Here is a 24,351-nt window from a genome sequence, read left to right as displayed (position 1 = left end):
AACCCGAGCGATTCCATTTCGATAACAGGAATGCTCGGGTTTTTCATTTCCTTCCGATGCCGATACTATGCTTGACCGTTTCACTGCCACTCCCTCGACACCGCGTAGGCACTTGAAAAAGATAATTCCGATAACTGACCTTCTCCTTCACACCAATCACCTACGAAAGCAATCGACGTATCCGCTTCCAAAAAGCAAGGCAACGGCCTTTGTCCCATCTTCCATTTGATTTCTTGAACGATTGCGCGTTTCATCGTCCGCTCTGTCACAAGGCGATCTCGCCACCCTGGATAGTGGTGATCTAATAAGTCATGGGCGTGCTGTACTTTTTCTTCAATATATGTCGCTTGACTGACCTGTTTATGATCAAGATATGCGACGACTTGTAAGACTTGTCCCTCTTTCGGAGAAATGCTTGCATCATAGTGTGACAAATCCGTGACGAAGACTTGATGGTCTCGATCGAATACATAAGAAAAAGGAGTATCAATGTAAGGACTGATTCCGACATCATAGACTAGGGCTTCGACTGGTTCAAACTGCGCGTATGGTTCAATAAAGTGCTGGATCGATAATGGTAATGCAACTTTACGCATCTCGCGAGGAGGTATCGCGAGAATTACACGCTTAGCCGACCATTCATTTTTTTGGCGATCGCGTAATCGATAACCTCCCCTACTTTGTTCAATCGCTGTAATCTTGGTTTTCCGATGGATTTCTCCCCCGTAGTCCGTCAAAACGCGTTCGAGTTCATCAATTAAGGTTTGCCAACCTCCAGCAATATATGAAACCGGTTTGCGCGTACGAAATAGTTTCCGGTAATACGCAAAATAGACAGATGACGGAATATTTTCGGGTTCGGAAGTGAAAAAATTACTCGAAGCTAAATCGAGCATTAACCTTGAGACATCGTCTTCGACCTTTTCTTGGACCAACCAGTCCCCAATTGAAACTTCCGACTCTCCACGTTCGAGTGACAGTAGTGTTTTAACGACCGCCCATGTGAAACGCACCTTATCGGTTCCTTCCACTAGTTCTGTCTTCAACAGGCCGAGTGCATTCGCAGGAGCCGCAGTCAAATGTCCAGCAAACTCATATTTCGCCTTAGAAGAAGAAAAATCGAGCCATGTCACATTAAGCTTCAATTGTTTAATTAATGAACGGAGTGCTGATTGGTCACGCCCATAAACAGCATGCGCTCCATAATTGAACGTAAATCCTTTAAGCACTTGCGAAGTTGCCCTCCCCCCCAGTAAACCGGCATCGTACAGATGAATTTCCTTTCCTTGATCCGCGAGAAGTGCTGCCACTGATAAACCAGCTAACCCACCACCGACGACTGCAATCTTTTCCACTCGACGCACCTCCTTTTAAGCATCAATTCCCTTTTCTTGATTCTTTTCCCGATTCCAAACAAAAAAAACGACACCCCTAAAGGATGTCGTTTCAGCGTGTAGACAAACTATTAAAAAGCGTAAACATACGGTATCGAGATGCAATCCGTTCGCGCTTCCCTGTCTCGCCTCGTCTTCAAAGCGATTCGAGACGGATTGCGCTCTAAACCGTCTCCACGCCTGGCTTTTTGGTCACGGTATTAGCTAAAAAGCGTCATGTTTCGTTGACTCCTACGGGAAAAAGTGCGTTTTTAACGCACTTTCAGAGGCAGACAAGACCCTGCTCGTTGTCCGTAAGGACCAAGGAGCAACGGCTTGCGCCTCGCCCGAGGAAAGCAACGAATAAAGACGCTTTTTCTCCTGATAGCACTTTGTCTACAGTCTGAAACGAAACCCCTAAAGGATGTCGTTTTAAAAAGATACTTTGCCTCGGAGAGCAAGCATCGTCATATCATTTCCACCAGTCATCTAATGGAGAAACCGGCATATGATGTTTATGACCTACACGTTTATACTGTGTCTCTAGTTTCGTTTGACTTGCAGTTGAAATGCTTTTTCCTTCTAGATAGTCGTCAATCTCATCATACGTCATCCCTAATGCGAGTTCGTCAGGTAAACCAGGTCGGTCATCCTCTAGATCAGCTGTCGGTACTTTATCAATCAATCCGACAGGTGCATCTAAATAACGTAACAATTGTTTTCCTTGTCGTTTGTTTAAGCCAGTCAACGGTGTTAAATCACAAGCCCCGTCACCATGCTTCGTGTAGAAACCTGTGACGAATTCAGCTGCATGATCCGTTCCGACGACGAGACAACCAAAGTGCGCTCCAAGATCATATTGTACTTTCATCCGTTCACGTGCCTTCGTATTACCTTTACTGAAATCAGATAGGACTTCTCCTGTCGCGACTTCAAATGAAGCCATTGCCGCTTCTACTGCCGGCTTGATATCAACGCGTAACGAGTGATCTGGTCGAATGAATGATAAGGCAAGTTGTGCGTCCGATTCATCCTGCTGCTGTCCATAAGGAAGGCGGACCGCATAAAAATGAAAATCTCGTCCTGTTTCTGCTCTCAGTTCTTCTACAGCGAGTTGACAGAGCCGTCCGGCAAGAGACGAGTCTTGACCACCTGAAATACCAAGGATAAATCCTTTAGCACCCGTATGAAGTAAGTATTCTTTTAAGAAACGAATCCGGTTCGCCACCTCTTCATGCGCCTCGATGACCGGCTTGACTCCTGTCGCTTGAATGATGTCTTGTTGCATTGTCACATCACACTCCTCATTCTCTATTTTTTACCAAAATTAGACGAGAATACTCCCCCTTCTAAACGTTCAGGGCGAAGCCCTAGTCCAAGTGGGGGATGAATCGTCGTCGGACAGGACGTGTCTTCCAATACGTCAATTGTCCGACGCTCTTCGTTTGAAAACAATTAAAATCAGGAATAATTAAAATGTCACGTTCTTTGGAAACTGAAGATATAGGGTTGTGACAGGAAGTTCGTCTGTCACGTAAAATCTTCAACGTCCACCTTGCGGATGACCGAAGTAGCGAAAACCAAGCAGAGTAGGCATCCGCTCAAAAGAAACGGGCAAGATTAACGTTCAACCGTCGGGACGACGGGGTTAGCCTGATAAAGTTTCGAACATTAGATCGAATAACTCAGGAATCCTCCACCTTTTAGCGAAGCATAGGTGGAGGTAGTTCAATAGTTTCAGTTTAGCATCATAGCTTCCCTTTAGAAATAACGGATGTCACCTTCGATGTCGAGTCACGCGCTCCCTCGAATTGTTGAACAGTCATTCCGTCGATTTCTTTTACATCGCTAGTATCTGATAATTCAATCGTCACTTCATATTCCTTTTCCTCATACGGTTTAAACTGTTCTTCTTCAATCGCTTGTGTAAAAAGATGTTCTTTCGAAAACGTGTAAATCACGTGATTTCGTCCATCACGCACCATTAATTCAAAGCGTTGTGATGAAGGATACGCAATTTTCACGTTTTGGTCATTTGGATTGTGCAACCGTACGATTGCCTCTATTGTATTCAATCCAACAGCCTGTCCTGACACGGCAATTTCAATCGGTTGATTCGACACTTTTGTTGCAAGGTCCGCTTTTTTAGTTTCTTGACTACATCCGACTAACATGAGCGCTAATCCAAGTAATAGCAACCGTGTTCGAGACCATTTCATGACGTTTCCTCCCTCTTTTCATCCATTTTATCATACAAAAAAGGAGACAAGGTTTCCCTCATCTCCCTTTCATAGTTGCTGATTAAGCAACAGGCATTTCTGTTACATCGGTTGAACCTGAGAATAATTGTTCCATCCCCGTTACGAATAACTCATCACAGATCGCATCTGTCGCTGTGACCGGTGCGACGAGTGTGATGGTCCGACTATCACCTGTCTCGATTGTAACGTACACACCAGAAGCCGTTCGTTCTTTATACCCCACTGCTAAGTCTGTTTCTGCAAAAAGTATCATGTCCCCGCATCTCCTTTGTTATGTTAGATTTCAGTTAAACCAACTCACTCGGTTAATCTCGAATCCGTTATGTTGATTTCACTTTACCAAACGTCCAAAAGAGCAGGTGAATTGTCATTCGACAATTCATGTCAAAACTTTATGCCGGTTTCCTAACCCATAAAATGGATGATATAAAAAACAAATCATTTCTTTTGAAACATGCAGATTATCATCAGATTTCAAAGACATTTCAAAATCATTACAGTCTTTTCTTCTTTTTTTTGCCAGGACATAAGTCTTATAGGTAAAATATGACTAGACAAAACATGCGCGATTTTGTCGAATGATTGTGCCAAACATGGTTTTTTCAAGTTCTTATGAACTTTCATCAATCAAACGGTTCATTTGTTGCCAGACTGTCCCTAGTGCTTCTTCCCCACTCTCGATTCGTGCTAAGGCGAGCTCGGCTTGGAGTGCGACTTCATATTCTTTATCTTGTGCTGCTTCTTTTAAGCGAGATACTGCCCGTTCCGTTCCAACATCGAATAGAAAGCGCGCGGCACGCCAACGAACAAGTTTGTTTTTATCGGTCAACGCTTCAATCATCATCGGCTCCGCTTCCGGAAGTGCCCAATCAGATACTGTATCCCCTGCGGTCCGACGAACGATTCCTGAAGGGTCATGTAAAGCATTCGTGATATATTCGAGCAATTCTTGACGATTCTCCTCAAACATGCCGAGCTTGACGATTGCTTGTCGTCTGATTTGCATTTTTTCATCCTGAAGCATCTTCGCATAAGCCGAGACCCAGCTTAAATCAATCGGTAATTCATCCAGTGCTGCAAACCGCTCTTTCCAGTCCCTCGAGCTAAGGGCTTGTCCATCAAACGTAACGTCTTCACCCGAAGCGAGTACTTTCAATCGTTCAACCCGCTCTTGAGGATAGGCGATTTCGAGCTCTTGCGCCACTTCCTCTAGACTATCGTCCAGTTCCCCATACCGTGGGGCTTGTTCAACCCAGCGTCGATCACTAATGACATTTTGGACAAAAGGTTGGACGAATAGTGCAGCATCCCGAAACCTTTCCGGTAACCCTTGTCGTTTTTCTTCTAATCCTTTGACGCCTTTGATTTGCATCGGGACACCGAGGATGAATTGAACAAAGAGATGCACAGGTTCGAATGCGGCATCTGTTTCATGATTTTCGACATCACTTAAATTCTCACCAAAAGCTCGGCGAATTTCGATGACGAGTGTTCGCCAATCGTATTTTGGAAAACGTTCGACGGCAAGAAAGTCACTCACTTGATAGACTGATTTAATTCCAGGAATGTCTAAAAGTTTCGTTACGTGCTCCGGCGCACCAAAAGCATGTTCAAAGGTCTGTCCCTTTTCAGAAAATGTTTCATCAACGATGACTTTCATGTTGTTTGGACTTGGTGTTGGTTCAATTGCTACAATTTTCATATCGATCCCTCCCCCTCCATCATTCAGAAACTTTAAAGAAATTGCAACGCAAAAGCTCTACGATTCGAACCGTAGAGCTTTGATGTTGTTTAAGCAAATACACGCTCGATAATCTCACAGAACGCATCCGGTGTTTCAAGCATCCCCATGTGACCACTGTCCGTCGATTCAAAGCTGATCCGTGAGTTATTCGGGCTAAATGCACTCTCTTTAGAGATAAGGGCATCTTTTTCACCATGAACAATCACACCAGGAACTGAAGTTTGATTCAATGCGCTCGTGACATCTCTCCGGTCGCGCATCGCACTTAGAGCGCGTATTGCACCTTCGACTGTCATCATGTAACCAATCTCTTTTGCTTCAGAAATTAGCATCGGATCTGCCCCTTCAGCAAATAAGCCGGGAATCATGCCGTCAACGAATGCCCGAACTCCAATTTCCTCGACACGACTAATGTTTTGATTCCGTTTTTGTTTCGCTTCAGTAGCGTCTGGTTTCGCCGTTGAATAGACGAGACCGAAACCGGCAATTTTATCTGCATAAGCTTCGACGATCGCAGCCGTAATATATCCGCCGAAAGAGTGACCAATGATAATCGGATTTTCGATTTCCCGGCGTTCCAAGTCCTTCATGACCCACTCTGCAAATCCTTCCACTGTGTCAGGTCCGACGTCCTCTCCTTCATGACCGGGTAGTCGCAGCGGCAAGACATCAAACGATAAGCGAAGCTTTGCTTCCACCCGATTAAAATAATCTGTTCCTCCAGCAAATCCGTGTAGCAATACGAGTGTTTGTTTCGACATTGACTAACTCATCCCTTCCATTCCGATGCAAGCATCCGGTAAATTGTCAAATCCATAAAACGTCCATGACTGTAGGCATAATCCTCAAGCAATCCTTCCGATTGAAAACCTAATTTTTGGACGAGTGCATTCGAAGCAAGATTTTCAGGTGCAACAAGGGCACTGATGCGATGGAGGGCGAAGTCTTCGAATCCATGTGTTAAAACAGCACGCGCCGCCTCAGAAGCGACACCTTGCTTCCAGTAGTCTTGACTGACCTCAAAACCGATTTCAGCACGGTGGTACTGCGCTAACCAATTATGGAAGCCGATTGTCCCGATTAATTGGTTCGTTTGCAAATCAGCGATTGCCCACCGAATCGCCTTCCCTTGTGTAAACTGTTCTTTGAAATAACTAATGACGTTTTTTGCTTCATACACAGTCGCTAACGGATCCGATCCGTAATAGTACATGACGTCCTCATCTGAAAGAATCTTAAATAAATCACGTGCATCTTTATTTTCAAGTTCCCTTAGAACAAATCGTTCCGTCGTCAACTCTGGAAATGGTTTTCGTAACCCCCACATCGTTTGATCACCTCTTTTTATGCTTCTATTCTTTATTATGCCCGTTTTCAAAAGGAATTATTCTTTTCGCTCGATTGAAGTTTTGCTACTATTGAAATAGTAAGTATTGATGAGTCAAGAAAGGAAGCAGATGGCTATGTCAAGTACAATGCTTTATTTTTATGAAGATGCAGAAAACCATCGTTTAACGATGTCTGGTGTGACATTTTCTGATTTCATGATTGCGCTAGATTTAAAACGTCCATTACTTGTCTCAGGTGCAGACTTTAAAGCCGTCAAACAATCGTTTCGTACTTCGCTCAATTACGTTGAAGCACATGAAATCGAGCAATTTTCCGCGTCGAATGATGTCGTTCGTCATCCATTGAACGCGATCGACATCCGCTCTTCACATTCCTTAGATACATTAACTGATCCTGAAGTTGCGGAGCTGTTATTCCTCATGCATATGAAGCGTGGTATGCCGAGCCCGTTCGCGTCATCGGTCGAGAACGAGTTCGCCTATTTCAGTGAACACGACGGATTTCAGGCAACAGTATATTTAAAAGATTGGTCCCGAATCGAGCAAATTCTCTCAGTCTTAATCCAGCGAAAGATTCGTCACGAGCTTCGTGGGTTATCTCCCCGTCCTTTGACGGCTGAAATCCTGATCCATATTCGTCAATTGCTCAGCGAAGGTGTGTTAATTGATTTCGCGAATATAAAACGCTCTGTTTTTACGAGACAACTCAGCATTCCTCTTTATATTGCGGGTCGTTACGAAGACATGGCCGTGCTAAAGGAAGACTTTGAGTCTGAAAAAGAGTCCATCATCGCACGTGGTGAATTCGTCCACCGCAAAAAAGCCTGGGATTTTGAGGTACGATGATCTTCAGCATCTCTATCATCAAATGATAGGATGCTTTTTTTGTATCTTATTTTTTTATACTTTCATGTATTATTTCAAGAAATCTAATATCATACAATACCTCTCTTGAATTAATTGAATTTTCACATAAAATAATGCTAGCTTCTTTTAGAGACTTCGTTATAATGAGATTAACCTTTTGGATAAGTTAGAAGTTGCAGTTGTTTTTTTTCGTTACACGTATGATGATTGTTCGTGTTAGCTAACAAAGGAGGAACTAGTTATGGACCAGTTAAAAGTGAACGGAATCGGATCATTCGCTAAATTCGCGACGAACGGACATATCCTGAAACTGAAGGATGCGTCAATTGGCGAACTTAAATTATCACTGAATGATGCGAGCTCAATGGCAATCTCACCGATTGATGAAGAGACCGGAGTATTCACCATCCGAGGGCAGCAACAGGAACCGCTCGTCGAGCTAACGTTGCCCCGTCAATCTTGTGAAGTCGTTCACGCCTGGCTCCTCCACAAAATGAGACGACAAAAAAAGGGGCGCTTCATGGCTTCTAGTTAAACTTATGCCGCTCGTTATATCTATATTAACCATCCGGTCACTTCTTCAATGAAGGACCGGATTTTTTGTTATAATATGGTTCTTTTCGCATCTTTTTTAGTAATAATATGCATGATAACGTTCTCAATATTTTTTCTTTTGGAACAATTGTCAGAAAATATTGATTAATCATGTATCCCGTGATAATCTGAGACAAATTCAACGAGAGGAGCACCATATTATGAGCACTTTAGTTTTAACTTTGAATCACCGACTGATTATTCTGTACGCGTGGGACTGAAAACATTTCATGTGACGATGAAATAGTTTTTGGGCCCTCCTTTCGATGGATCGAATGAGGCGTCCAGTGAAACAGATGGCGCCTATCCAATCTAACGGATAGGTTTTTTAATTCCACATTGCGGTTGATCTTCTTTTACAAGTGTAGAGGTTAAAACGCGTTTGCTTCGACTCCTCGATTCTTGAATAACGAATGTTTTAAAATTTATTTATAACAGCTAATTTCTAATGGTATAGTGAGTAAGATTATGAGGAATCAGGAGGCATAATATATGTTGAACCGTAAAGATTTATTCGCTTTAGGATTTATGATTTTCGCTTTGTTTTTTGGTGCCGGTAACTTAATTTTCCCACCCGAACTCGGTGCTCTTGCCGGGACACAATTCTTACCTGCCATGCTAGGCTTCATCGTAACAGGCGTCGGTCTCCCGTTAGCGGGCTTAATCGCAGTCGCTTGGGTTGGCGGCGGAATTAGTACGCTGGCAAATCCATTGCCGAAAGCTGTTGGTGTTTTCTTGACATTCGCACTTTACGTCGCGATTGGTCCATTCTTCGGCATCCCGAGAACATCCGTCGTCACGTATGAACTTGGTATCGTTCCTTTTTTAGGAGAACCCAGCCAAACGACGTTAATCATTTCATCATTACTCTTTTTCTTGGCAACCGTGTTTCTCGTTTTAAGACCGGGTAAGTTACTTGATATCATCGGTCGCTTCATCACACCGTTATTACTGACGGCACTTATGATTCTCAGTATAAGTAGTATCGTCAATCCACTTTCTGCCGTCGAGGCACCAGCTCCTGCATACAACAGTTTTACGAACTCGTTTGTTCAAGGATTTCTTCAAGGCTATTTGACCCTCGACGCACTCGGTGCACTCGTCTTCGGGGTTATCGTCTTACACACGCTTCACACACGTGGAATTAAAGATCGTACATCACAATTAAAAAACGTGACAAAAGCCGGTTTAATTGCCGCAGTCTCATTGACTGTCGTCTATACAGGACTTGGTTTCATTGGACGAAACAGCTTCGGTGCTGTCGGTTCAGTCAGCGGTCCTGATTTGTTGCAACAATATGCTGATAGTACGTTCGGTACGGTTGGTTTAGTCATTTTAGGAACAGCGATTTTGCTTGCTTGTTTAACAACTTCCGTCGGTCTTGTGACAGCATTTTCAGAATATTTGATTTCATTGTTTAAACGATTGTCTTTCCCGGTCGCAAGTATCACGACAGCCGTATTAGGGTTCGCAATCTCGATTTTCGGATTGCAGACACTACTGTCGATTGCTGTACCTGTATTGATGTTCCTTTATCCGATTGTCATCGTCTTAATCGTCTTGACGTTCATTCGTTCAGCTATCAAGAAGCCAGCCATCGTCTATGGTGCGACATTGTTTGTAACGGCGCTTCTCTCTTTACTCAGCTCACTCATGTCGTTAAAAGTTTTACCTGCATTCGCCAGCAGTATGTATAAAGCTTTCCCGTTAGTCGACCAAAACATGGCATGGTTATTACCTGCAATCGTGACATTCATCATCAGTTCATGGATTGGACGCGTTTCTCATAATTCCATCAGCCAAAAACAAGCAGGCTGATGATTCCGCTTTCACGCTTGTGGTATAATGAGAAAAATGGAATTCTACTGGAGGCGTCGTTTTAATGGATAAGATTGCTTGGATCACCGATAGTATGGCTTTTTTCCGAGAGGGAGAAGCAGAACAGATCGGAGTCCATGTGGTGCCGACTCAACTCATCATTAACGGTGAATCGTACCGTGAGTATGTCGACATTTCAATTGAACAACTAGATGAAAAAATGAAACAACATTCTTCTGCCGTCCCTACGACTTCTCAGCCTTCCTTTGGAGAGTTAGTCGAGTTGTATGAGCGATTAAAGAACGAAGGATATGATTACGGGTATGCCATTCATATCACGAGTGGCTTAAGCGGAACATATGCAAGCTCAGTCGCAGCTGCAGAGGCTGTCGGTTTCCCCTTGTATGCCATTGATTCTTATACAGGGGCGACCAACCAGCAAGAAATGATTAAGATTGCGATCGAGCTCGCAACTTCTGGAATGCGTCCTGAAAACGTGATGACTGTTCTCGAAAAGTTTAAACACGGTTCTCACTTTTATTTGATCATCGGGAATATGGAAACGATGCGGCGTGGGGGTCGCGTTTCAAGTAGTCAATTTTTACTTGCGAACATGCTGAATATCAAGCCGATTGTTACGTTCAATGAACTTGGGAAACTCGTTCCCTTTAAGAAGGTTCGCTCCTTGAAGAAAGCTTTTCAGGAAATGGCTACGGAGGTCGTGGCAAAAGTCCAGGCTTCTGGTCTACACCAGCAAAGACTCTACGTCGGACATACATTGGCGTTAGAAGAAGCTGAACAACTTCGTGGTCTCATTCAATCTAAACTATCTGACGTTTCCATCGAAATCACTCAATTCGGCCCATCTATTTTGTCACATGCAGGTGCCGCTACTATCGGTGTCTATTGGTTCGACCAAATTGAATACCCGTAAAAGTAAAAGAAAAAGCATCCGACGTCACTACGTCGGATGCTTTTTCTTTTACTTTAATGATTCACGTTTGATAACGATGAAATAGTTCTTCTAATAACGCTGATTCATCCTCTACGGAAGAGATTCCTTCATGGGGACGAGTCAGACGTTCCGATAAGGTCATCGCCGGATAAGCTTGCCAGTTCGTCACTTCTACTTCTTCGAGATAGATTAAAATCGACGACATCGTGGCAGGTTGCTGATGTTGTCGCAGCCAATTTTCATATCGCTTATCTGATTTCCCTTCTTTTAGCAGGGTTTTCCCGCTCTCAAGAATTGCCCACTTTGGTTTTGCGTCGATTTGAAATAATTCAAGATGTTTAAACTGATCTACCGTTCGGCTCGTCACTGGAATCACTTGATTGATTTCAACTAGACGCTTCAGGCGCAGATGCGCCCGCATCGTCATGAACTGTTTGTTTCCATCCATTCGCTCGACGAGCAATGTCGGTTTGTTCATCGTCCGCATCGTTGCTTCATCGAACAAAATGCTATTGTCAATATCAAGTAACAACATTAATTGTAAATCTCCTTTTTTCGTCTCGGTGATACGAATGCATATGATAAGCTGAGGACGAAGGCCGCGAATAAAAATCCTCCGAGGACATCAGAAAAATAATGAACGTTCAAAATAATCCGTGAAGATCCCATTGCGAGAAACATCAACGTACAAATCGTGCTGACGACAATCCGCCCCGTCCGACTTAAAAAGCGCCAAGCAAGTACGATGAATCCTCCATAAACGGCAAATGCCATCGATGAATGTCCACTTGGAAAGCTATATCCTACGCCCCCTACCAAGTCATTTAATGATGGACGTTCTCTGACGAAAATCAATTTAACGACTTGATTTAACGCCCCGACGGAGAGACAAGCAATGAAATACCAAATGCTACCGACTTTATCACGCCAAATCAGGTAACTGACGATTGCAAGAATGCTCGTAATCGTCACAGCTCCGACACCTGATCCAATCCGCGTGAACCACGAGACATAGCTACCTGGAACACGTTCTGCCATTTCATTCGATAATTGGGCATCAAACAAAAAATAACCTGTCAGGCGAATCGATAACGCAATCGTTAAAAACAATACGAGTACGATTCCTGAGACGATTAACGCCCGATGATTGGTTTTCATTAGTACGTTCCCTTTCGTTGTTCAAGTTCTTCCGCTGAATAGTCTTCTTTATCACGTAAACGGTGTGCAAGGCGTCCGGATGCGTTCGCTGCAATCGCCGCGACGATGTCATCCATAAATGTATTGACACGTCCATCATCGACTTTCGTATCGAGCTCCTTGATAATACCGATTTTGGCTTTATCTAAGTAACCGAACGTCGTGACCGCGATTGAACCATACGTATTGACCGCACCAATCGCAATCGTTTCATCGACGCCAAACAATCCTTCATCACTTCGAATGATGGATAATAATGGTTCAGACAACAGACCCTTTTCCGCAAGAATATCAAGTTCTGCCCCAACTAAAATCGCATGTTGGAGTTCCCGTTTTTCGAGTACACGTTCGACTGAGCTGAGACATGTCTCGAGTGTCAACTCCTCCGTATAAGGTGCCTGCATCTGATACACGATTTCAGAAATGGCATGAATCGTTACTCCACGTTCGTGAAGCTTTTCAATCGCTGCTTGTTTGACCTCTTTTGAATGTGCTTTTTCTTTCATGACTAAATCCACCTCTCTGACAAAGTTCTTCACAAGTATACACAGATTCCCTGACTCTTCTCAAACATCTTTGACATAGCGCCCATAATCCGTCATGATTATTTTGTAAAGCGTTATCATTTTAGGGGAAAGTAGGGGATTTTCGATGAACATCGGGGTAGTTCTGTTTCCATCGAAGCGCATACAAGATTTCGCGAATTCGTATCGAAAACGATATGATTCAAAGTATGCTTTAATCACGCCACATATTACGATGCGTGAACGCGTGAGTGTTGATGAAAGTGAGTTAGAATCGATTGTTTCTGAATTAAACAAAGTGGCTGAACAAACGAAACCACTCGCACTACATCTTCAAGGGGCACGCTCTTTCCACCCGACAAACAATGTCTTGTTCTTAAAAGTCATGCCGACGGACGAAATGGAGCAGTTGCATCGTGCGTTACATTCAAATGGACTCGAACATACACCCAAGTACGACTTTTTGCCACATATTACGATTGGCCAAGATCTTTCTGATGTCGAACTGTTCGACGTTCTAGAACGGCTAAAGATGGAAGATATTCGCTTTCAAGAAGACGTCACGAAAATGGCACTTCTCTATGAATTAGAAAATGGTGCCTGGAGCGTTTATGAAACATTCCGCTTCAAACAACACTAACATTAAACTTCCCGGTCGAACTTACGGCCGGGAAGTTTTAATTCCGGTAAAACTCCATACGCATTCGCTTGTTCTTCTAATTCATAATCATGTGACTGAATCCGCTCAATCGGATTGATTCGGGCAATCGGTTCTGTTTTTCGTTCCGGTTCAACACGAACCTGCCGATTGACGTATTGAACGACTGTAAAATCAATTTGATACATATCTCTTCCCTCCTATTTCTGTAGCCGTTATTTTCCTCATCTACTTTTCTTATTCCCAAAATAGCTTTTTAGAAAACAAAAAAACCAGGGTTGCCCCCGGTTTAGAACTACAGCAAATAGGTTGAGCACTTAAAGAATGTGGAAACCACTGTCGACGTGGAGAATTTCACCTGTCACGCCACTCGACATTTGTGACAACAGGAACAAGCCACTTTGACCGATTTGTTCCGTCGAAACGTTTCGGTGCAGTGGTGCACGCTCTTCAATGCTGTCGAGAATCGAGTTGAAGTCGCCGACACCTTTTGCCGAGACCGTACGCACTGGACCAGCTGAGATTGCATTGACACGAACACCTTGTTTTCCGTATTCAGCCGCAAGGTAACGAACGCTAGCGTCGAGCGCAGCTTTCGCGACACCCATGACGTTATAGTTCGGGACCATCTTCTCACCACCGAGATATGTCAACGTGATGACTGAAGCATCTTCTGTGAAAAAGTCTTTCGCTGCTTTGACGACTGCCGTTAAGCTGAATGCAGAAATATCGAGCGCTTGCGCGAACTGTTCACGCGTTACGCCTGAAAACTCGCCGCGTAATGCTTCTTTATCGGCAAAGGCGATCGAATGGGCAATCCCCGAAATCTGTCCGTGATCCGCATGGATGCTTTGGAACACTTGCTCGATTTCTTTATCACTCGTTACGTCACATGTATAGTAAGTAGCTGGTCGCGATAATTCTTTCCCTAACTTTTCGAGTGGTGCTTTAAATCGTTCGCCTACATACGTAAACGCGAGGCTTGCACCTGCCGCGTCAAGCGCTCGGGCAATTCCCCATGCGATCGAGCGTTGATTGATGACACCCATTACGACATACGTCTTTCCCTCAAGTGAAGGATAAATATTCATTTGAACTCCCCCTAAAATTAGTACCTGGTAATAACACCTATATCTAGGTTACAAAAACGTAACGCTTCTGTCAACCACCCCTCTTGATATTGCGATTTTGATAAATTACGTTAATATAGAAAGAGATAGAAAGTAGGGATGAAATGAACCGTTTTAAATCATTTACACAACGATATGATAACACGTTACTTTTTTTACTCGGTTGCCTGATGATCATCAGTATCATCGCAATCTATACGGCGCAACCTTTTTTGCAAGGCGCGATTAGTGAAATCAATTTCATGGCGAAACAGATTCAGTGGTATATCATCGGATTTATCGCACTATCTGTCGTCATTCTCATCGATTATGAGCAACTCAAACGTTTTCATTGGTATTTATATGGAGCAGGAATCGTATCCTTGATTGGTCTTGTCGTCTTACGTAATACACCGCTTGTTGCGAACATTAAAGGGGCGTATGGCTGGTATCAGCTTCCGGTCATCGGAACGGTCCAACCGGCAGAGTTCATGAAGTTCTTTTTGATTGTCACGTTAGCTGCCGTCATCTCTGAACATAATGCACGGTACGTTCAACACGAACGTGATTTTTTACTTCTGCTCAAAATGGTTGTTGTAACATTACTTCCACTCGCTTTAATCATCATCCAACCCGATTTAGGAATCGGCTTAATTTTATGTGTTATTCTTGCCTGTGCGATGCTCTTATCCGGCCTCAACTGGAAGTGGCTCCTGAGCATGGTGATTTTATTTACAATTTCAATCGTCGGTTTCTTTTATCTCTTTTATTTCCAGAATGATTTACTTGCGACCTTCTTCCCAGGACACGCGATGAACCGAATCATGGCGTGGTTACAACCATTTGAGTATGCCGACGATTTATCTTATCAATTGGTCCAATCGATTAATGCGATCGGCTCCGGGCAAATGTTTGGTGTCGGCTATGGAAAACTCCAGGTTTCCGTCCCGGAATTGCATACTGATTTCATTTTCACTGCGATTTCTGCCCATTACGGATTTATTGGGGCTGCCGTCGTCTTAGTCATCCTGTTTTTGTTCATCTACCGCCTGATTCAAATCGCACTTGAAACAGCCGATCCGTTTGGAACCTATATCGTGACAGGTTACGTCGCAATGTTTACGTTCCAAATCTTTCAAAACATCGGGATGACGATGGGTGTTTTACCGATCACCGGCCTCCCACTGCCTTTCATCAGCTATGGAGGTTCGACGATGATCGTCAACTTAGTAGGTCTTGGCCTTATTATGGCGATCGCTTCCCAATCACGTGTCTCGATGTTTGATGAAGATTAAAAAAAGAGTTGATTCCCTGTTGCAGGAATCAACTCTTTTTTATTGTTCTAAGAACAAATCACTCGGTAACGGCGCTTCGAACATGACCATTTCTCCCGTCCCCGGGTGAGGAAACCGTGCGCTTGCACTATGAAGCGCTTGGCGTGGAATCAATGGCGTCCCGCGATACATCGTATCTCCGACTAACGGATGACCGAGTGCTGCGAGATGAACACGAATTTGATGTGTCCGTCCCGTTTCCAGCTTGATTTCTAACTGTGAAATCGTTCGCATGAATGCTTCAACTGCCGTACTCTTCAAGATATGCGTAACCGCCCGTTGACCATCTTCACGGACCATCCGTTCCATGAACGAATGGTCCGTCTGACCAATCGGTAAATCGATTGTTTGTGGACCGAGTTCTCCTTCGATCAATGCAATATAACGCCGGTCGAGCAGTCCATTTTGTTGCATTTTACTCAATTGATGATGAGCTAGCGCATGTTTGGCAAAAATCACAAGCCCACTTGTATCCCGGTCCAATCGATTGACGATATGAATCGCATACGGAATCTGTCGTTGTTTATAGTAACCCAACACGAAATTCGCCAAAGAACGTTCCGGGTGAAGACGCGAGGGAATCGAAGCCATCCCCGGTGGTTTATTGACAATCAACAACCACTCGTCTTCAAACAAGATATCAAGCTCTCCTTGTGTCGCAATCATGTCTTCTGCTGGGTGCTCCTCAGGGAAAGAGACATGGATTTCGTCGTCGAGATCGACACTCTCGTTAACGTTAACATGTTGTCCGTTTCGCAAAATGTCACCATGATGCTTTATCGACACGAGCATTTTTCGGGAAATTCGGAGGCGCATCGTACAAAAATGTCCGACACTCCAGCCGACCTGTTCATGTGTCACTGTTTCTTTCAATTCAAATACCATCATCACTTACCTCTTTTACTTAACTTCTTTCTTCTGCTAAAAATGATTCTCTGACCCGCTCCCAAAACGGGAAGGAACGAAAACGGGCAAATTTTACTTTCTTATCGGAGACACGACAGCGAATCGATGTTACGTTTTGATGAACAATAGAAGCATAATGATCGTAAGTCAATTGAAAATCAATCGGATTGACCGGTCGTATTTCGACATCATGGTGCTTCGGCAACAACATCGGGGAACCGATTGTTCGATATACACGATTGTTGATGGAAGCCATCTCAGTAATTTGAATCGCTTCGAGGGCCGGGTGGACAATTGCACCACCTAACGCCTTGTTGTAGGCTGTCGAACCGGATGGGGTCGAGATACACAACCCATCCCCACGAAACGTCTCAAAGTAGTCTCCACGTATCGACAAGTCACATACAAGTGTCTGATTAAAACTTTTAATCGTACATTCGTTTAGCGCCAACAACTTATTATGTGAACCGTCCGCATAATCAATCGACAGCTCAAGCAATGGGTATTCGACCGTCGCCAAATTTTCATCTGCGATATGACGAATCAACTCGTCCATTTCTTCCGGGCGCCAATCTGCATAAAAACCAAGATGTCCCGTATGAATCCCAACGAGTGTGATGTCTTCGACTTGACTCAAATAAGAATGAAATGCCTGGAGCATCGTTCCATCTCCACCAATTGAAATGATGATTTCCGGAGTCGCTGCATCAAGAACACTCCCCCGAGCAATCAACTCTTGTTCCAATTGATCGCGTAGCATTCGCGAGCGTTCATCATCTCGTGCTGTAATCGCAAAGCGCATGGTCATCCTCCTACTCGCTTACTGGATTATTAGTTTGTTTTCCGTCTCGTTCATGTAGGACGAGCTGTGCGTCTTGAATCTCTACTTTCAGTTGACTCATTTCCGCATCCAATAAAAAGGCGGCTTCCGCGGCACGTCGCAGTCGTTCGCGTGTCTCCTCCGGAATGTTTCCTTGGTATTTATAATTGAGTGAGTGCTCAATCGTCGCCCAAAAGTTCATCGCAAGTGTCCGAATCTGAATCTCAACGAGCGTCGGAATCTCACCTTCAATCGTTTGGACAGGATAGGCAATAATAATATGATAGGAACGATATCCGCTCTCTTTTTTTTGTGTGATATAATTTCGCTCTTCGACCACCTTAAAGTCTCCACGTGATCGTAACAGTTCTAGTACGTGGATGATGTCGTCGACAAATTGACACATAATGCGTAAGCCGGCGATGTCTTGCATCTCTTGTTCTAACGAACTGATCGCAATCGATTTCCGCTCCGCTTTTTGGATAATACTCTTCACAGGTTTTACCCGTCCCGTGACAAATTCAATCGGTGAATGTTCCCCACGTTGTTGAAATTGTTTTCGAATGGCCTTTAGCTTTACCTTCAGTTCATCAACCGCGATTTGATACGGCGCGAGAAATAAATCCCAATTTTCTTTTGTCATCGTTTTCGTCACCACTTTTAATCTAAATTGTTGGTTCAATTCGTTCCACTACTTCATTCATGTTATCATATTTTCAAGCATTCAACTAGAAAGGCGTGAACCGGAATGAGACAAGAAATGGAAATTGAATTTAAAAACTTGTTAACAGCAGATGAATACAAGCAACTGATGCAAGTTTACGGCAAACAAGACGAAACGATTTGGCAAGCAAATGATTATTTTGATACACCTACGTTTGAATTGCGTCAGCATGGCGCCGCTCTACGCATCCGTCAGAAAAAAGAAGGTCTCGTATTGACCTTAAAAGAACCGAAAGATGATGGTTTACTTGAAACACATGTTTCTCTATCGGAAGCAGAGGCAGAGGAATTATTCAAATATGGTCTGATTCAATCTGATGCGATGAATGAACAATTGAGTCGCTTCAACTTAACAGCATCGCTTGAACACTTAGGACGTTTAGAAACAACTCGTTTTGAAACAAAATTGAAAGACGGATTGCTCGTACTGGATCAAAGTCACTATTTAGGCGTAACCGACTACGAATTAGAATTCGAAGTGCAAGCCTTCGAACAAGGTCAACTTGCTTTCACGCAACTGCTCGAGAAACATCAAATTCCACGTCGTGAAACGAAAAATAAAATTGTCCGTTTCATGGAGCGTAAAGCGGTTTCACGCTAATCGTGTACAAATGTACAAGCAAAACCTTTGCTCTTTCATTTTTTTCGTTGCTAAAATAGGGTAACGATAACAACAGAAGGGGGTGAACGGATGGAACACGATCAATGTAACGGTTCTTATTGTTCATTGGACGAACCATCAATTCAACAACCGACGAAACCCCTAGAAATTTATCATTTTCTAGATGTGACGCAAACAGATGGTTTACGGTTGATACCCGTTCTCAAGAAATTAGAGTTAGAGTATGGTCATCTCTTCCGACTCAGAACGATTGCGACAATTCCTTGTGCTCCATCACGCTCTGCGTGTGATATGTCGCCATTGTTGATTTTAAAAGCAATCGAACTACAAGGTAAGACATTCGGAATGCGCTTCATGAGACGTCTCCGGATGTTGCATAATGTAGAAGGCGAAAGTGCCTATACACGTTCTTCTTTAATCCGCTTAGCCGAAGCCTTAACTGAATTCGGTCTCGACTTGGAGGAATTTCATCGCGATGTTGAATCAAATACGATTCAGCTCATGCTCGAAAAAGAAACGCAGCTCGTGACAGAATGGGACGTACGCGTCCTCCCTACCCTCGCTTTCATTGGAGATGAAGAAGCCATTAAAGCTGAAGGTGCTTATGAATACCTCATTTATGTCTCCATTTTAAATGAGTTATTGGATCAACCTGTTGAGAAGCAACCAAAGCCACCGCTCGAACATTTCTTGAAACGGTACGAAACAGCAACAACTTCAGAAATCGCTTTTATTTACGATGTATCTGAAGCGCAAATTGAACATGAGTTGAAAAAACTTGCACTTCAACAAAAATGTGTCTCACTTTCTTATTGTGACGGTAAAGTATGGCGTCACCTTAAAGACTCAGCACATGCTTAAGTTAAAAGAAAAAGGTGTTTCCGCAATTGCGGAAACACCTTTTTTTGTCATTCACATGACCATTGGATGGGGGAAAAGAGAATCATCAGGGGAATGTGACCCTCTTCACATTCTTAGTATATAAGAGTCCCGGATTTTTTTCTATTACTTTGTGCAAAAATTCACAGAGTTGTCACTCTCCGAGTAATGCTTCGAATTCATCCAACACACGTTCAAATTGACGTAATGCTGCTTCTACTGGTGCTTTTGTCGTCATATCGACACCTGCTGCCTTTAAGACTTCAATCGGATAATCACTTGATCCTGCTTTAAGGAAATTATTAATGTAACGATCAACAGCAGGTTGTCCTTCTTCTAAAATTTGCGTCGTCAATGCGGCAGCGGCTGAAATACCTGTCGCATACTGGTAGACATAATAATTGTAGTAGAAGTGAGGAATCCGTGCCCACTCAAGACCGATTTCTTCATCCAATACGATTCCGCCGCCAAAATATTTTTGGTTCAACGCATAATACGTTTTCGTCAGGAATTCTGGTGTCAACGATTGACCGAGTCGAGCCGCCTCGTGAATTTCATGTTCAAATTCTGCGAACATCGTCTGGCGGAACAACGTACCACGGAATGTTTCTAATTGATTGTTTAACAGATAAAGTTTCTCTTTTTTGTCTGTAACACGTTTCAGTAAGAAATCATTTAACAAAGCCTCATTTGTCGTCGAAGCTACTTCCGCTACAAAAATCGAATAATCACCATAAGCATATGGTTGTGATTGACGTGTATAGTAACTATGAACAGAATGTCCGAATTCATGTGCCAATGTAAAGAGGTTGTTGACGTTATCTTGCCAATTCATCAAGATAAACGGTTGTGTATCATATGCGCCAGAAGAATAGGCACCACTGCGCTTACCACGTGTCTCGCGAACATCGACCCATCGATCTGTCAAACCTTCTTCTAAGATATGCTTGTACTCATCTCCAAGTGGTGCCAATCCATCGACCATCAATTGTTTCGCTTCATCGTAAGAGACTTTCATTTCGACTTCGCTAACGAGCGGTGTATACATGTCATACATATGAAGCTCTTCTAATCCGAGTACACGTTTACGAAGTTCAACGTAACGATGTAACAATGGGAGATGTTCATGGACCGCTTCTACTAATCCATCATACACTTGCTCCGGAATGGCATTTCCATGTAATGCAGACTCACGCGCCGACTTGAACTGTCGCACTTCCGCATAAAAATTATCTTTTTTGACTGATCCTGCAAGTGTCGACGCGAGCGTGTTTGTATAGTTGCCGTATGTTTCGTACATCGCCTTGAACGCTGCCTCGCGGACTGAACGGTCTTTCGACTCCATGAATGTAATGAATCGACCATGTGTCAATTCCGCCTCTTGCCCGTCTTCCCCTTTGATTTTAGGGAATTTCAAGTCAGCATTATTCAACATACCGAACGTCGTTCCAGATTGCCCTAATACTTCCCCTGCTTTAGCAAGAATTGCTTCTTCAGCTTCAGTTAATACATGGTCGCGTTCTCGATTAAGTTCATCAAACGCATGACGATACATCGCAAGATCCGGATTGCGATCTAAAAATCCCGTAATCGTTTCAACTGGAATCGTCAACAGTTCTGGTGTCATGAAAGCTAGTGCAGCTCCAATCTGCGAAGCGAGCGTCCGCGCACGGTCATTCATCGCTTGATAGAAGCTATCAGCCGTATTTTCGTCATAACGCATATGCGCGTATGTATAAAGCTTATGCAGACGTCGTGAAATTTCATCACGTAACTGTAAACCTTCAAAAAGCGTTGTATCATCTTTTCCAAGTCGCCCTTTGTAATCAATCATCAAAGGTAACATCGCTTTGACAGATTCAAAATCCTCTTCCCATGCTTCATTCGTTTCATAAATTGATTCTAAGTTCCACGTTTCTTCTACCGTGACATCTTTTCGTGTCAATAGTTCTGCCATTTCAATCACTCCCTTACTTCATTTATACCTGTTTCTTTTTCGACAAACAACTGAATTGCTCCTGCTAAAACAGCGTCTTCTTTAAAACGGTTTACAGTTGTAGCAATACTAGATTGCTGACATATGCGTGCGACAGCTAGTAAATTCATCCAATCCTCTACCACACGTCGAAGCAGATTCGGCTCATGAGAAATCCGGCATGCGTCGAGACAGGAGACTAACGCATGTTCAAGTCGGATTTTCGAGTAGTTTCCTTGTAAGGATAAATAAAGTGTCATTTGAAGTTCAAAAGGATGGAGTGGAAAGGCGAGAAGTGTTTCGATGGGTAAAAAACAGTGGGCTGGAAGGTATAAAACATGCAGACCTGCTTGATAGAGTGGATTTTTGAGTAGATGATTTGGCATCGTCGAGAAGAAAGGACGTAGTCGGTATTTCCGCACAAGTTGAATCCATTTTTTCGCAGAAAATTTCCGGGGAAATGCTTGGGGGGTAGGTCTAATAAATTGTGTGAAAGAAGTTTCTAGTCGTTGACAAATCACTAAGTGTTTCGTAAAAGGGACAGCAAAACCATAGCGGTTAATTTTTCCCTGTTCGATTAAATCGAGATAACCATCCGTCAATAATGCTTGTTTCATCCACCCGTCTAACTTAATGATGCATCCGCCTGTTGGATGAAAGCCAATCCAGCGCACAGCATATGCTTTTTGTTGATCAATCGTTCGTCGTCGATTCCACTCCAACGCGGTCATCTTCGATCGTTGGATTTCTACCGCTATCCGGAGTGCAGGGATCCACAAGTCAAATCGACGTTGCCCTTGAACTTGTTCTAAAGCGACGTCATAACCTAAGCTACGAAAGTATTCCGCTAAAGTCGTTTTCCAACCTTGATGTTCACTCGACTCTCCCGTACATGCTGAGACATGAACAAAATGCGTTCGCTTTCGTCCCTGCCTGACCCGTAATCGGTTCAGGCAATAAGGACAATACAACGTCATTTGCTTTAATTGTTCGACTTGTACGAGATGGATATTGATTCGGCGACCTGTTTCATCAACGGCTTCAAACATGACAGCACCCCTTTAGAGTAAAGGTGAGAATAGACGTGAAACTGACTCAATCAAGCGTTGCGAAAAACTGCGCTGACTGAAGTAATGGCGATCAACTTGAGTCGAATGCGAAAAATCATCATAAAAATCCCGGGTCAGTTCGTGAACGGAATTTGTACCATACAAGAAGGCATTGACTTCAAAGTTTAGATGAAAACTTCTTAAATCCATATTCGCCGTTCCGATGGTTGCAATCGCATCATCGACGACAATGACTTTGGAATGCATGAATCCTTTATTGTATTCGTAGATTTTAACGCCTGCTTGGAGTAAATCGTCGAAATACGAGCGACTCGCATAAAAAACAACTTTATGATCCGGAAAACTCGGCAAGAGAATTCGAACATCGATTCCGGACATCGCTGCTGTTTTTAATGCTGTCATCAAGTCCTCGTCCGGAATCAAGTACGGTGAAGCAATGTAGACCGAACTTCGTGCTTCCGTAATCAATGCGAAGTAAAGCGACTTCATGGTCTCTTGCGGTTCGTCCGGTCCACTGGCGATGATTTGAACGCCCCCTGTTGCATCCGTGACCACTTCGAGCGGCTCCATGTAGAAAGGTGTGAACAGACGCTCTCCTGTCATGTAGTACCAATCCTGTAAAAATATCAATTGGAGCTCTGACACAGCCTCTCCACGAACGACAAGATGCGTATCTCGCCAAAATCCGAATGCTTTATCTTTCCCGATGTATTCATTTCCGACATTGATTCCGCCTGTAAATGCGACCGTTCCATCAATAACAACGATTTTACGGTGGTTTCGATAATTGGATTTGCTGGAGATGAAGGGAAGGACGACAGGGAAAAAGGCATGCACTTCAATGCCAGCCTGAATCATCTTTTTAAAGTAACTTTTGTCAGTAGAGAAACAACCGACTGCGTCATATAAGAAACGAACCTCGACCCCAGCCTCAGCACGTTCAATCAAAGCGGCTTGTAACTCGAGGGCTAACGCATCATCGCGGACAATATAGTACTCTAAGTGAATATGGTGCTCCGCTTGACGGATTTCAGCGAGCAAGAGCGGAAATTTCTCCTCTCCGTTAGTCAATATCTTCGTATGTGTATTATACGATATTGGAAGCCGGCTGATGGAATCGATAAGTTTGACAACCTTTGCATAATATCCATGTTTGAACACTCGATTGTGTATACCATGATCAAATTGGGTACGATATTTAATGTATGACTCTTCATCAAGCATCGCTTTTAAGCGAAACATTTTTTTACGGCGATAGTTCTGACCGAACGTGAAATAGACGAACACGCCTACGACGGGCAGCGCCATCATGACAAGCGCCCAGACTAAAGTCCGTTCGGGATTTCGATTTTCAAGTAAGATGATGATGAAGACACTTAAAACGATTAAGATGATGACGATTGATAACCAACCGACCATGTAGACACTCCAGTAGTAAGACAAAAACGCCAGTAAGCTACAGGTCAACAGTAACGTCATCAGCAGTTGAACACGTCGTAACATGAAATCCCCTCCTCTTTCTTTTTACTATGTATCAAGTTTTTCGACTCTATTATCAGAAGGGAAGTATTCG

26 protein-coding genes are annotated in these 24,351 nt (G+C 43.5%); 8 read left to right on the top strand and 18 right to left on the bottom strand.

The window, feature by feature from the left end:
* Positions 1 to 80: 80 nt before the first annotated feature.
* The 7 genes from KNP98_RS03005 to KNP98_RS02975 form a co-directional block, all read right to left on the bottom strand.
* The gene (locus KNP98_RS03005) at positions 81 to 1,355 is read right to left on the bottom strand and encodes an FAD-dependent oxidoreductase (RefSeq protein ID WP_214766448.1); all 1,275 of its coding nucleotides are present in this window, start codon (positions 1,353 to 1,355) and stop codon (positions 81 to 83) included.
* A 490-nt stretch (positions 1,356 to 1,845) separates the two neighbouring features.
* The gene (nadE, locus tag KNP98_RS03000; protein ID WP_088837475.1) at positions 1,846 to 2,661 is read right to left on the bottom strand and encodes an ammonia-dependent NAD(+) synthetase; all 816 of its coding nucleotides are present in this window, start codon (positions 2,659 to 2,661) and stop codon (positions 1,846 to 1,848) included.
* A 460-nt stretch (positions 2,662 to 3,121) separates the two neighbouring features.
* A complete protein-coding gene (locus tag KNP98_RS02995) occupies positions 3,122 to 3,592 on the bottom strand; it encodes a BsuPI-related putative proteinase inhibitor (RefSeq protein ID WP_088837476.1) in 471 nt (156 codons plus the stop codon).
* Positions 3,593 to 3,674: 82 nt separating this feature from the next.
* Complete coding sequence (locus tag KNP98_RS02990; protein WP_029330971.1) at positions 3,675 to 3,887, bottom strand: hypothetical protein; 213 nt, start codon at positions 3,885 to 3,887, stop codon at positions 3,675 to 3,677.
* Positions 3,888 to 4,244: 357 nt separating this feature from the next.
* A complete protein-coding gene (locus tag KNP98_RS02985) occupies positions 4,245 to 5,336 on the bottom strand; it encodes a virulence factor (RefSeq protein ID WP_214810656.1) in 1,092 nt (363 codons plus the stop codon).
* 89 nt (positions 5,337 to 5,425) lie between these two features.
* The gene (locus KNP98_RS02980; RefSeq protein WP_088837478.1) at positions 5,426 to 6,139 is read right to left on the bottom strand and encodes an alpha/beta fold hydrolase; all 714 of its coding nucleotides are present in this window, start codon (positions 6,137 to 6,139) and stop codon (positions 5,426 to 5,428) included.
* Positions 6,140 to 6,147: 8 nt separating this feature from the next.
* Entirely contained in the window at positions 6,148 to 6,705 is a 558-nt protein-coding gene (locus KNP98_RS02975; RefSeq protein ID WP_029330974.1) for a GNAT family N-acetyltransferase, read from the bottom strand.
* Positions 6,706 to 6,841: 136 nt separating this feature from the next.
* On the opposite strand from KNP98_RS02975, the gene KNP98_RS02970 reads away from it, so the two are divergent.
* The 4 genes from KNP98_RS02970 to KNP98_RS02955 all read left to right on the top strand — a co-directional run bounded on the left by KNP98_RS02970 (position 6,842) and on the right by KNP98_RS02955 (position 10,940).
* On the top strand, positions 6,842 to 7,573 hold the full coding sequence (locus tag KNP98_RS02970; protein ID WP_088837479.1) for a hypothetical protein: 732 nt from the start codon (positions 6,842 to 6,844) through the stop codon (positions 7,571 to 7,573).
* Between the two features lie 262 nt (positions 7,574 to 7,835).
* Positions 7,836 to 8,129 (top strand): hypothetical protein, encoded by a 294-nt coding sequence (locus KNP98_RS02965; protein ID WP_029330976.1) that lies wholly within the window; start codon positions 7,836 to 7,838, stop codon positions 8,127 to 8,129.
* Between the two features lie 551 nt (positions 8,130 to 8,680).
* On the top strand, positions 8,681 to 10,006 hold the full coding sequence (gene brnQ, locus KNP98_RS02960) for a branched-chain amino acid transport system II carrier protein (RefSeq protein ID WP_214810655.1): 1,326 nt from the start codon (positions 8,681 to 8,683) through the stop codon (positions 10,004 to 10,006).
* 64 nt (positions 10,007 to 10,070) lie between these two features.
* Positions 10,071 to 10,940, top strand: a complete 870-nt coding sequence (locus KNP98_RS02955; protein WP_214766452.1) for a DegV family protein — start codon at positions 10,071 to 10,073, stop codon at positions 10,938 to 10,940.
* A gap of 61 nt (positions 10,941 to 11,001) precedes the next feature.
* Here the strand turns inward: KNP98_RS02955 and KNP98_RS02950 are convergent, their stop codons facing one another.
* Genes KNP98_RS02950 through KNP98_RS02940 form a run of 3 tightly spaced genes read right to left on the bottom strand, consistent with a single transcriptional unit; the run spans position 11,002 to position 12,664 of the window.
* Positions 11,002 to 11,496 (bottom strand): hypothetical protein, encoded by a 495-nt coding sequence (locus KNP98_RS02950; protein WP_088837482.1) that lies wholly within the window; start codon positions 11,494 to 11,496, stop codon positions 11,002 to 11,004.
* Entirely contained in the window at positions 11,496 to 12,119 is a 624-nt protein-coding gene (locus KNP98_RS02945) for a phosphatase PAP2 family protein (RefSeq protein WP_088837483.1), read from the bottom strand. Before KNP98_RS02945 ends, KNP98_RS02950 begins: the two co-directional genes overlap by 1 nt.
* Positions 12,119 to 12,664 (bottom strand): phosphatidylglycerophosphatase A family protein, encoded by a 546-nt coding sequence (locus KNP98_RS02940; protein ID WP_088837484.1) that lies wholly within the window; start codon positions 12,662 to 12,664, stop codon positions 12,119 to 12,121. The genes KNP98_RS02945 and KNP98_RS02940 overlap by 1 nt, the downstream gene beginning before the upstream one ends.
* Before the next feature lie 145 nt (positions 12,665 to 12,809).
* Here KNP98_RS02940 and KNP98_RS02935 point away from each other — a divergent pair, with 145 nt between their 5' ends.
* Positions 12,810 to 13,322 carry a YjcG family protein gene (locus KNP98_RS02935; protein ID WP_029330982.1) on the top strand — a complete coding sequence of 171 codons (513 nt, stop codon included), beginning with the start codon at positions 12,810 to 12,812 and terminating at the stop codon, positions 13,320 to 13,322.
* 2 nt (positions 13,323 to 13,324) lie between these two features.
* Here the strand turns inward: KNP98_RS02935 and KNP98_RS02930 are convergent, their stop codons facing one another.
* The gene (locus KNP98_RS02930; protein WP_029330983.1) at positions 13,325 to 13,528 is read right to left on the bottom strand and encodes a hypothetical protein; all 204 of its coding nucleotides are present in this window, start codon (positions 13,526 to 13,528) and stop codon (positions 13,325 to 13,327) included.
* Positions 13,529 to 13,657: 129 nt separating this feature from the next.
* On the bottom strand, positions 13,658 to 14,431 hold the full coding sequence (fabI, locus tag KNP98_RS02925; RefSeq protein ID WP_088837485.1) for an enoyl-ACP reductase FabI: 774 nt from the start codon (positions 14,429 to 14,431) through the stop codon (positions 13,658 to 13,660).
* Positions 14,432 to 14,574: 143 nt separating this feature from the next.
* On the opposite strand from fabI, the gene KNP98_RS02920 reads away from it, so the two are divergent.
* Entirely contained in the window at positions 14,575 to 15,744 is a 1,170-nt protein-coding gene (locus KNP98_RS02920) for an FtsW/RodA/SpoVE family cell cycle protein (protein ID WP_214766454.1), read from the top strand.
* 39 nt (positions 15,745 to 15,783) lie between these two features.
* Here KNP98_RS02920 and KNP98_RS02915 read toward each other — a convergent pair whose 3' ends face one another.
* Genes KNP98_RS02915 through yjbM form a run of 3 tightly spaced genes read right to left on the bottom strand, consistent with a single transcriptional unit; the run spans position 15,784 to position 18,152 of the window.
* Positions 15,784 to 16,671, bottom strand: coding sequence for an RluA family pseudouridine synthase (locus tag KNP98_RS02915; RefSeq protein WP_251135125.1), 888 nt, complete (start codon positions 16,669 to 16,671; stop codon positions 15,784 to 15,786).
* Positions 16,672 to 16,687: 16 nt separating this feature from the next.
* A complete protein-coding gene (locus KNP98_RS02910) occupies positions 16,688 to 17,491 on the bottom strand; it encodes an NAD kinase (protein ID WP_214768660.1) in 804 nt (267 codons plus the stop codon).
* Between the two features lie 10 nt (positions 17,492 to 17,501).
* On the bottom strand, positions 17,502 to 18,152 hold the full coding sequence (gene yjbM, locus KNP98_RS02905; RefSeq protein WP_029330988.1) for a GTP diphosphokinase: 651 nt from the start codon (positions 18,150 to 18,152) through the stop codon (positions 17,502 to 17,504).
* A gap of 105 nt (positions 18,153 to 18,257) precedes the next feature.
* Here yjbM and KNP98_RS02900 point away from each other — a divergent pair, with 105 nt between their 5' ends.
* Positions 18,258 to 18,833: a CYTH domain-containing protein gene (locus tag KNP98_RS02900; protein ID WP_029330989.1), complete on the top strand. Its 576-nt coding sequence runs from the start codon at positions 18,258 to 18,260 to the stop codon at positions 18,831 to 18,833.
* A gap of 90 nt (positions 18,834 to 18,923) precedes the next feature.
* Positions 18,924 to 19,715, top strand: coding sequence for a DsbA family protein (locus tag KNP98_RS02895; protein WP_088837489.1), 792 nt, complete (start codon positions 18,924 to 18,926; stop codon positions 19,713 to 19,715).
* Positions 19,716 to 19,887: 172 nt separating this feature from the next.
* Here KNP98_RS02895 and pepF read toward each other — a convergent pair whose 3' ends face one another.
* The 3 genes from pepF to cls are packed head-to-tail and all read right to left on the bottom strand — an operon-like array spanning position 19,888 to position 24,281.
* A complete protein-coding gene (pepF, locus tag KNP98_RS02890) occupies positions 19,888 to 21,690 on the bottom strand; it encodes an oligoendopeptidase F (protein ID WP_214810654.1) in 1,803 nt (600 codons plus the stop codon).
* A gap of 5 nt (positions 21,691 to 21,695) precedes the next feature.
* Positions 21,696 to 22,757, bottom strand: coding sequence for a competence protein CoiA family protein (locus KNP98_RS02885; RefSeq protein WP_214810653.1), 1,062 nt, complete (start codon positions 22,755 to 22,757; stop codon positions 21,696 to 21,698).
* A 12-nt stretch (positions 22,758 to 22,769) separates the two neighbouring features.
* Positions 22,770 to 24,281 carry a cardiolipin synthase gene (gene cls, locus KNP98_RS02880; protein WP_088837492.1) on the bottom strand — a complete coding sequence of 504 codons (1,512 nt, stop codon included), beginning with the start codon at positions 24,279 to 24,281 and terminating at the stop codon, positions 22,770 to 22,772.
* Positions 24,282 to 24,351 lie beyond the last annotated feature (70 nt).

This window comes from Exiguobacterium sp. s127 (assembly GCF_018618695.1).
Classification (GTDB): Bacteria; Bacillota; Bacilli; order Exiguobacteriales; family Exiguobacteriaceae; genus Exiguobacterium_A; species Exiguobacterium_A oxidotolerans.
Note: the sequence above shows the minus strand (reverse complement) of the source record. Positions and strands in the feature narration are given on the sequence as shown.

Bases quoted from the DNA above. Each gene is read 5' to 3' on its own strand.
- KNP98_RS02995 (WP_088837476.1), bottom strand. From the start codon at position 3,592: ATGAAATGGTCTCGAACACGGTTGCTATTACTTGGATTAGCGCTCATG.
- KNP98_RS02970 (WP_088837479.1), top strand. From the start codon at position 6,842: ATGTCAAGTACAATGCTTTATTTTTATGAAGATGCAGAAAACCATCGT.
- pepF (WP_214810654.1), bottom strand. From the start codon at position 21,690: ATGGCAGAACTATTGACACGAAAAGATGTCACGGTAGAAGAAACGTGG.
- nadE (WP_088837475.1), bottom strand. From the start codon at position 2,661: ATGCAACAAGACATCATTCAAGCGACAGGAGTCAAGCCGGTCATCGAG.
- brnQ (WP_214810655.1), top strand. From the start codon at position 8,681: ATGTTGAACCGTAAAGATTTATTCGCTTTAGGATTTATGATTTTCGCT.
- cls (WP_088837492.1), bottom strand. From the start codon at position 24,281: ATGTTACGACGTGTTCAACTGCTGATGACGTTACTGTTGACCTGTAGC.
- KNP98_RS02910 (WP_214768660.1), bottom strand. From the start codon at position 17,491: ATGCGCTTTGCGATTACAGCACGAGATGATGAACGCTCGCGAATGCTA.
- KNP98_RS02945 (WP_088837483.1), bottom strand. From the start codon at position 12,119: ATGAAAACCAATCATCGGGCGTTAATCGTCTCAGGAATCGTACTCGTA.
- KNP98_RS02920 (WP_214766454.1), top strand. From the start codon at position 14,575: ATGAACCGTTTTAAATCATTTACACAACGATATGATAACACGTTACTT.
- KNP98_RS02965 (WP_029330976.1), top strand. From the start codon at position 7,836: ATGGACCAGTTAAAAGTGAACGGAATCGGATCATTCGCTAAATTCGCG.
- KNP98_RS02985 (WP_214810656.1), bottom strand. From the start codon at position 5,336: ATGAAAATTGTAGCAATTGAACCAACACCAAGTCCAAACAACATGAAA.
- KNP98_RS02885 (WP_214810653.1), bottom strand. From the start codon at position 22,757: ATGTTTGAAGCCGTTGATGAAACAGGTCGCCGAATCAATATCCATCTC.
- KNP98_RS02950 (WP_088837482.1), bottom strand. From the start codon at position 11,496: ATGTTGTTACTTGATATTGACAATAGCATTTTGTTCGATGAAGCAACG.
- KNP98_RS02935 (WP_029330982.1), top strand. From the start codon at position 12,810: ATGAACATCGGGGTAGTTCTGTTTCCATCGAAGCGCATACAAGATTTC.
- KNP98_RS02915 (WP_251135125.1), bottom strand. From the start codon at position 16,671: ATGATGGTATTTGAATTGAAAGAAACAGTGACACATGAACAGGTCGGC.
- KNP98_RS02900 (WP_029330989.1), top strand. From the start codon at position 18,258: ATGAGACAAGAAATGGAAATTGAATTTAAAAACTTGTTAACAGCAGAT.
- KNP98_RS02975 (WP_029330974.1), bottom strand. From the start codon at position 6,705: ATGTGGGGGTTACGAAAACCATTTCCAGAGTTGACGACGGAACGATTT.
- KNP98_RS02930 (WP_029330983.1), bottom strand. From the start codon at position 13,528: ATGTATCAAATTGATTTTACAGTCGTTCAATACGTCAATCGGCAGGTT.
- KNP98_RS02895 (WP_088837489.1), top strand. From the start codon at position 18,924: ATGGAACACGATCAATGTAACGGTTCTTATTGTTCATTGGACGAACCA.
- yjbM (WP_029330988.1), bottom strand. From the start codon at position 18,152: ATGACAAAAGAAAATTGGGATTTATTTCTCGCGCCGTATCAAATCGCG.
- KNP98_RS02990 (WP_029330971.1), bottom strand. From the start codon at position 3,887: ATGATACTTTTTGCAGAAACAGACTTAGCAGTGGGGTATAAAGAACGA.
- fabI (WP_088837485.1), bottom strand. From the start codon at position 14,431: ATGAATATTTATCCTTCACTTGAGGGAAAGACGTATGTCGTAATGGGT.
- KNP98_RS02980 (WP_088837478.1), bottom strand. From the start codon at position 6,139: ATGTCGAAACAAACACTCGTATTGCTACACGGATTTGCTGGAGGAACA.
- KNP98_RS02955 (WP_214766452.1), top strand. From the start codon at position 10,071: ATGGATAAGATTGCTTGGATCACCGATAGTATGGCTTTTTTCCGAGAG.
- KNP98_RS02940 (WP_088837484.1), bottom strand. From the start codon at position 12,664: ATGAAAGAAAAAGCACATTCAAAAGAGGTCAAACAAGCAGCGATTGAA.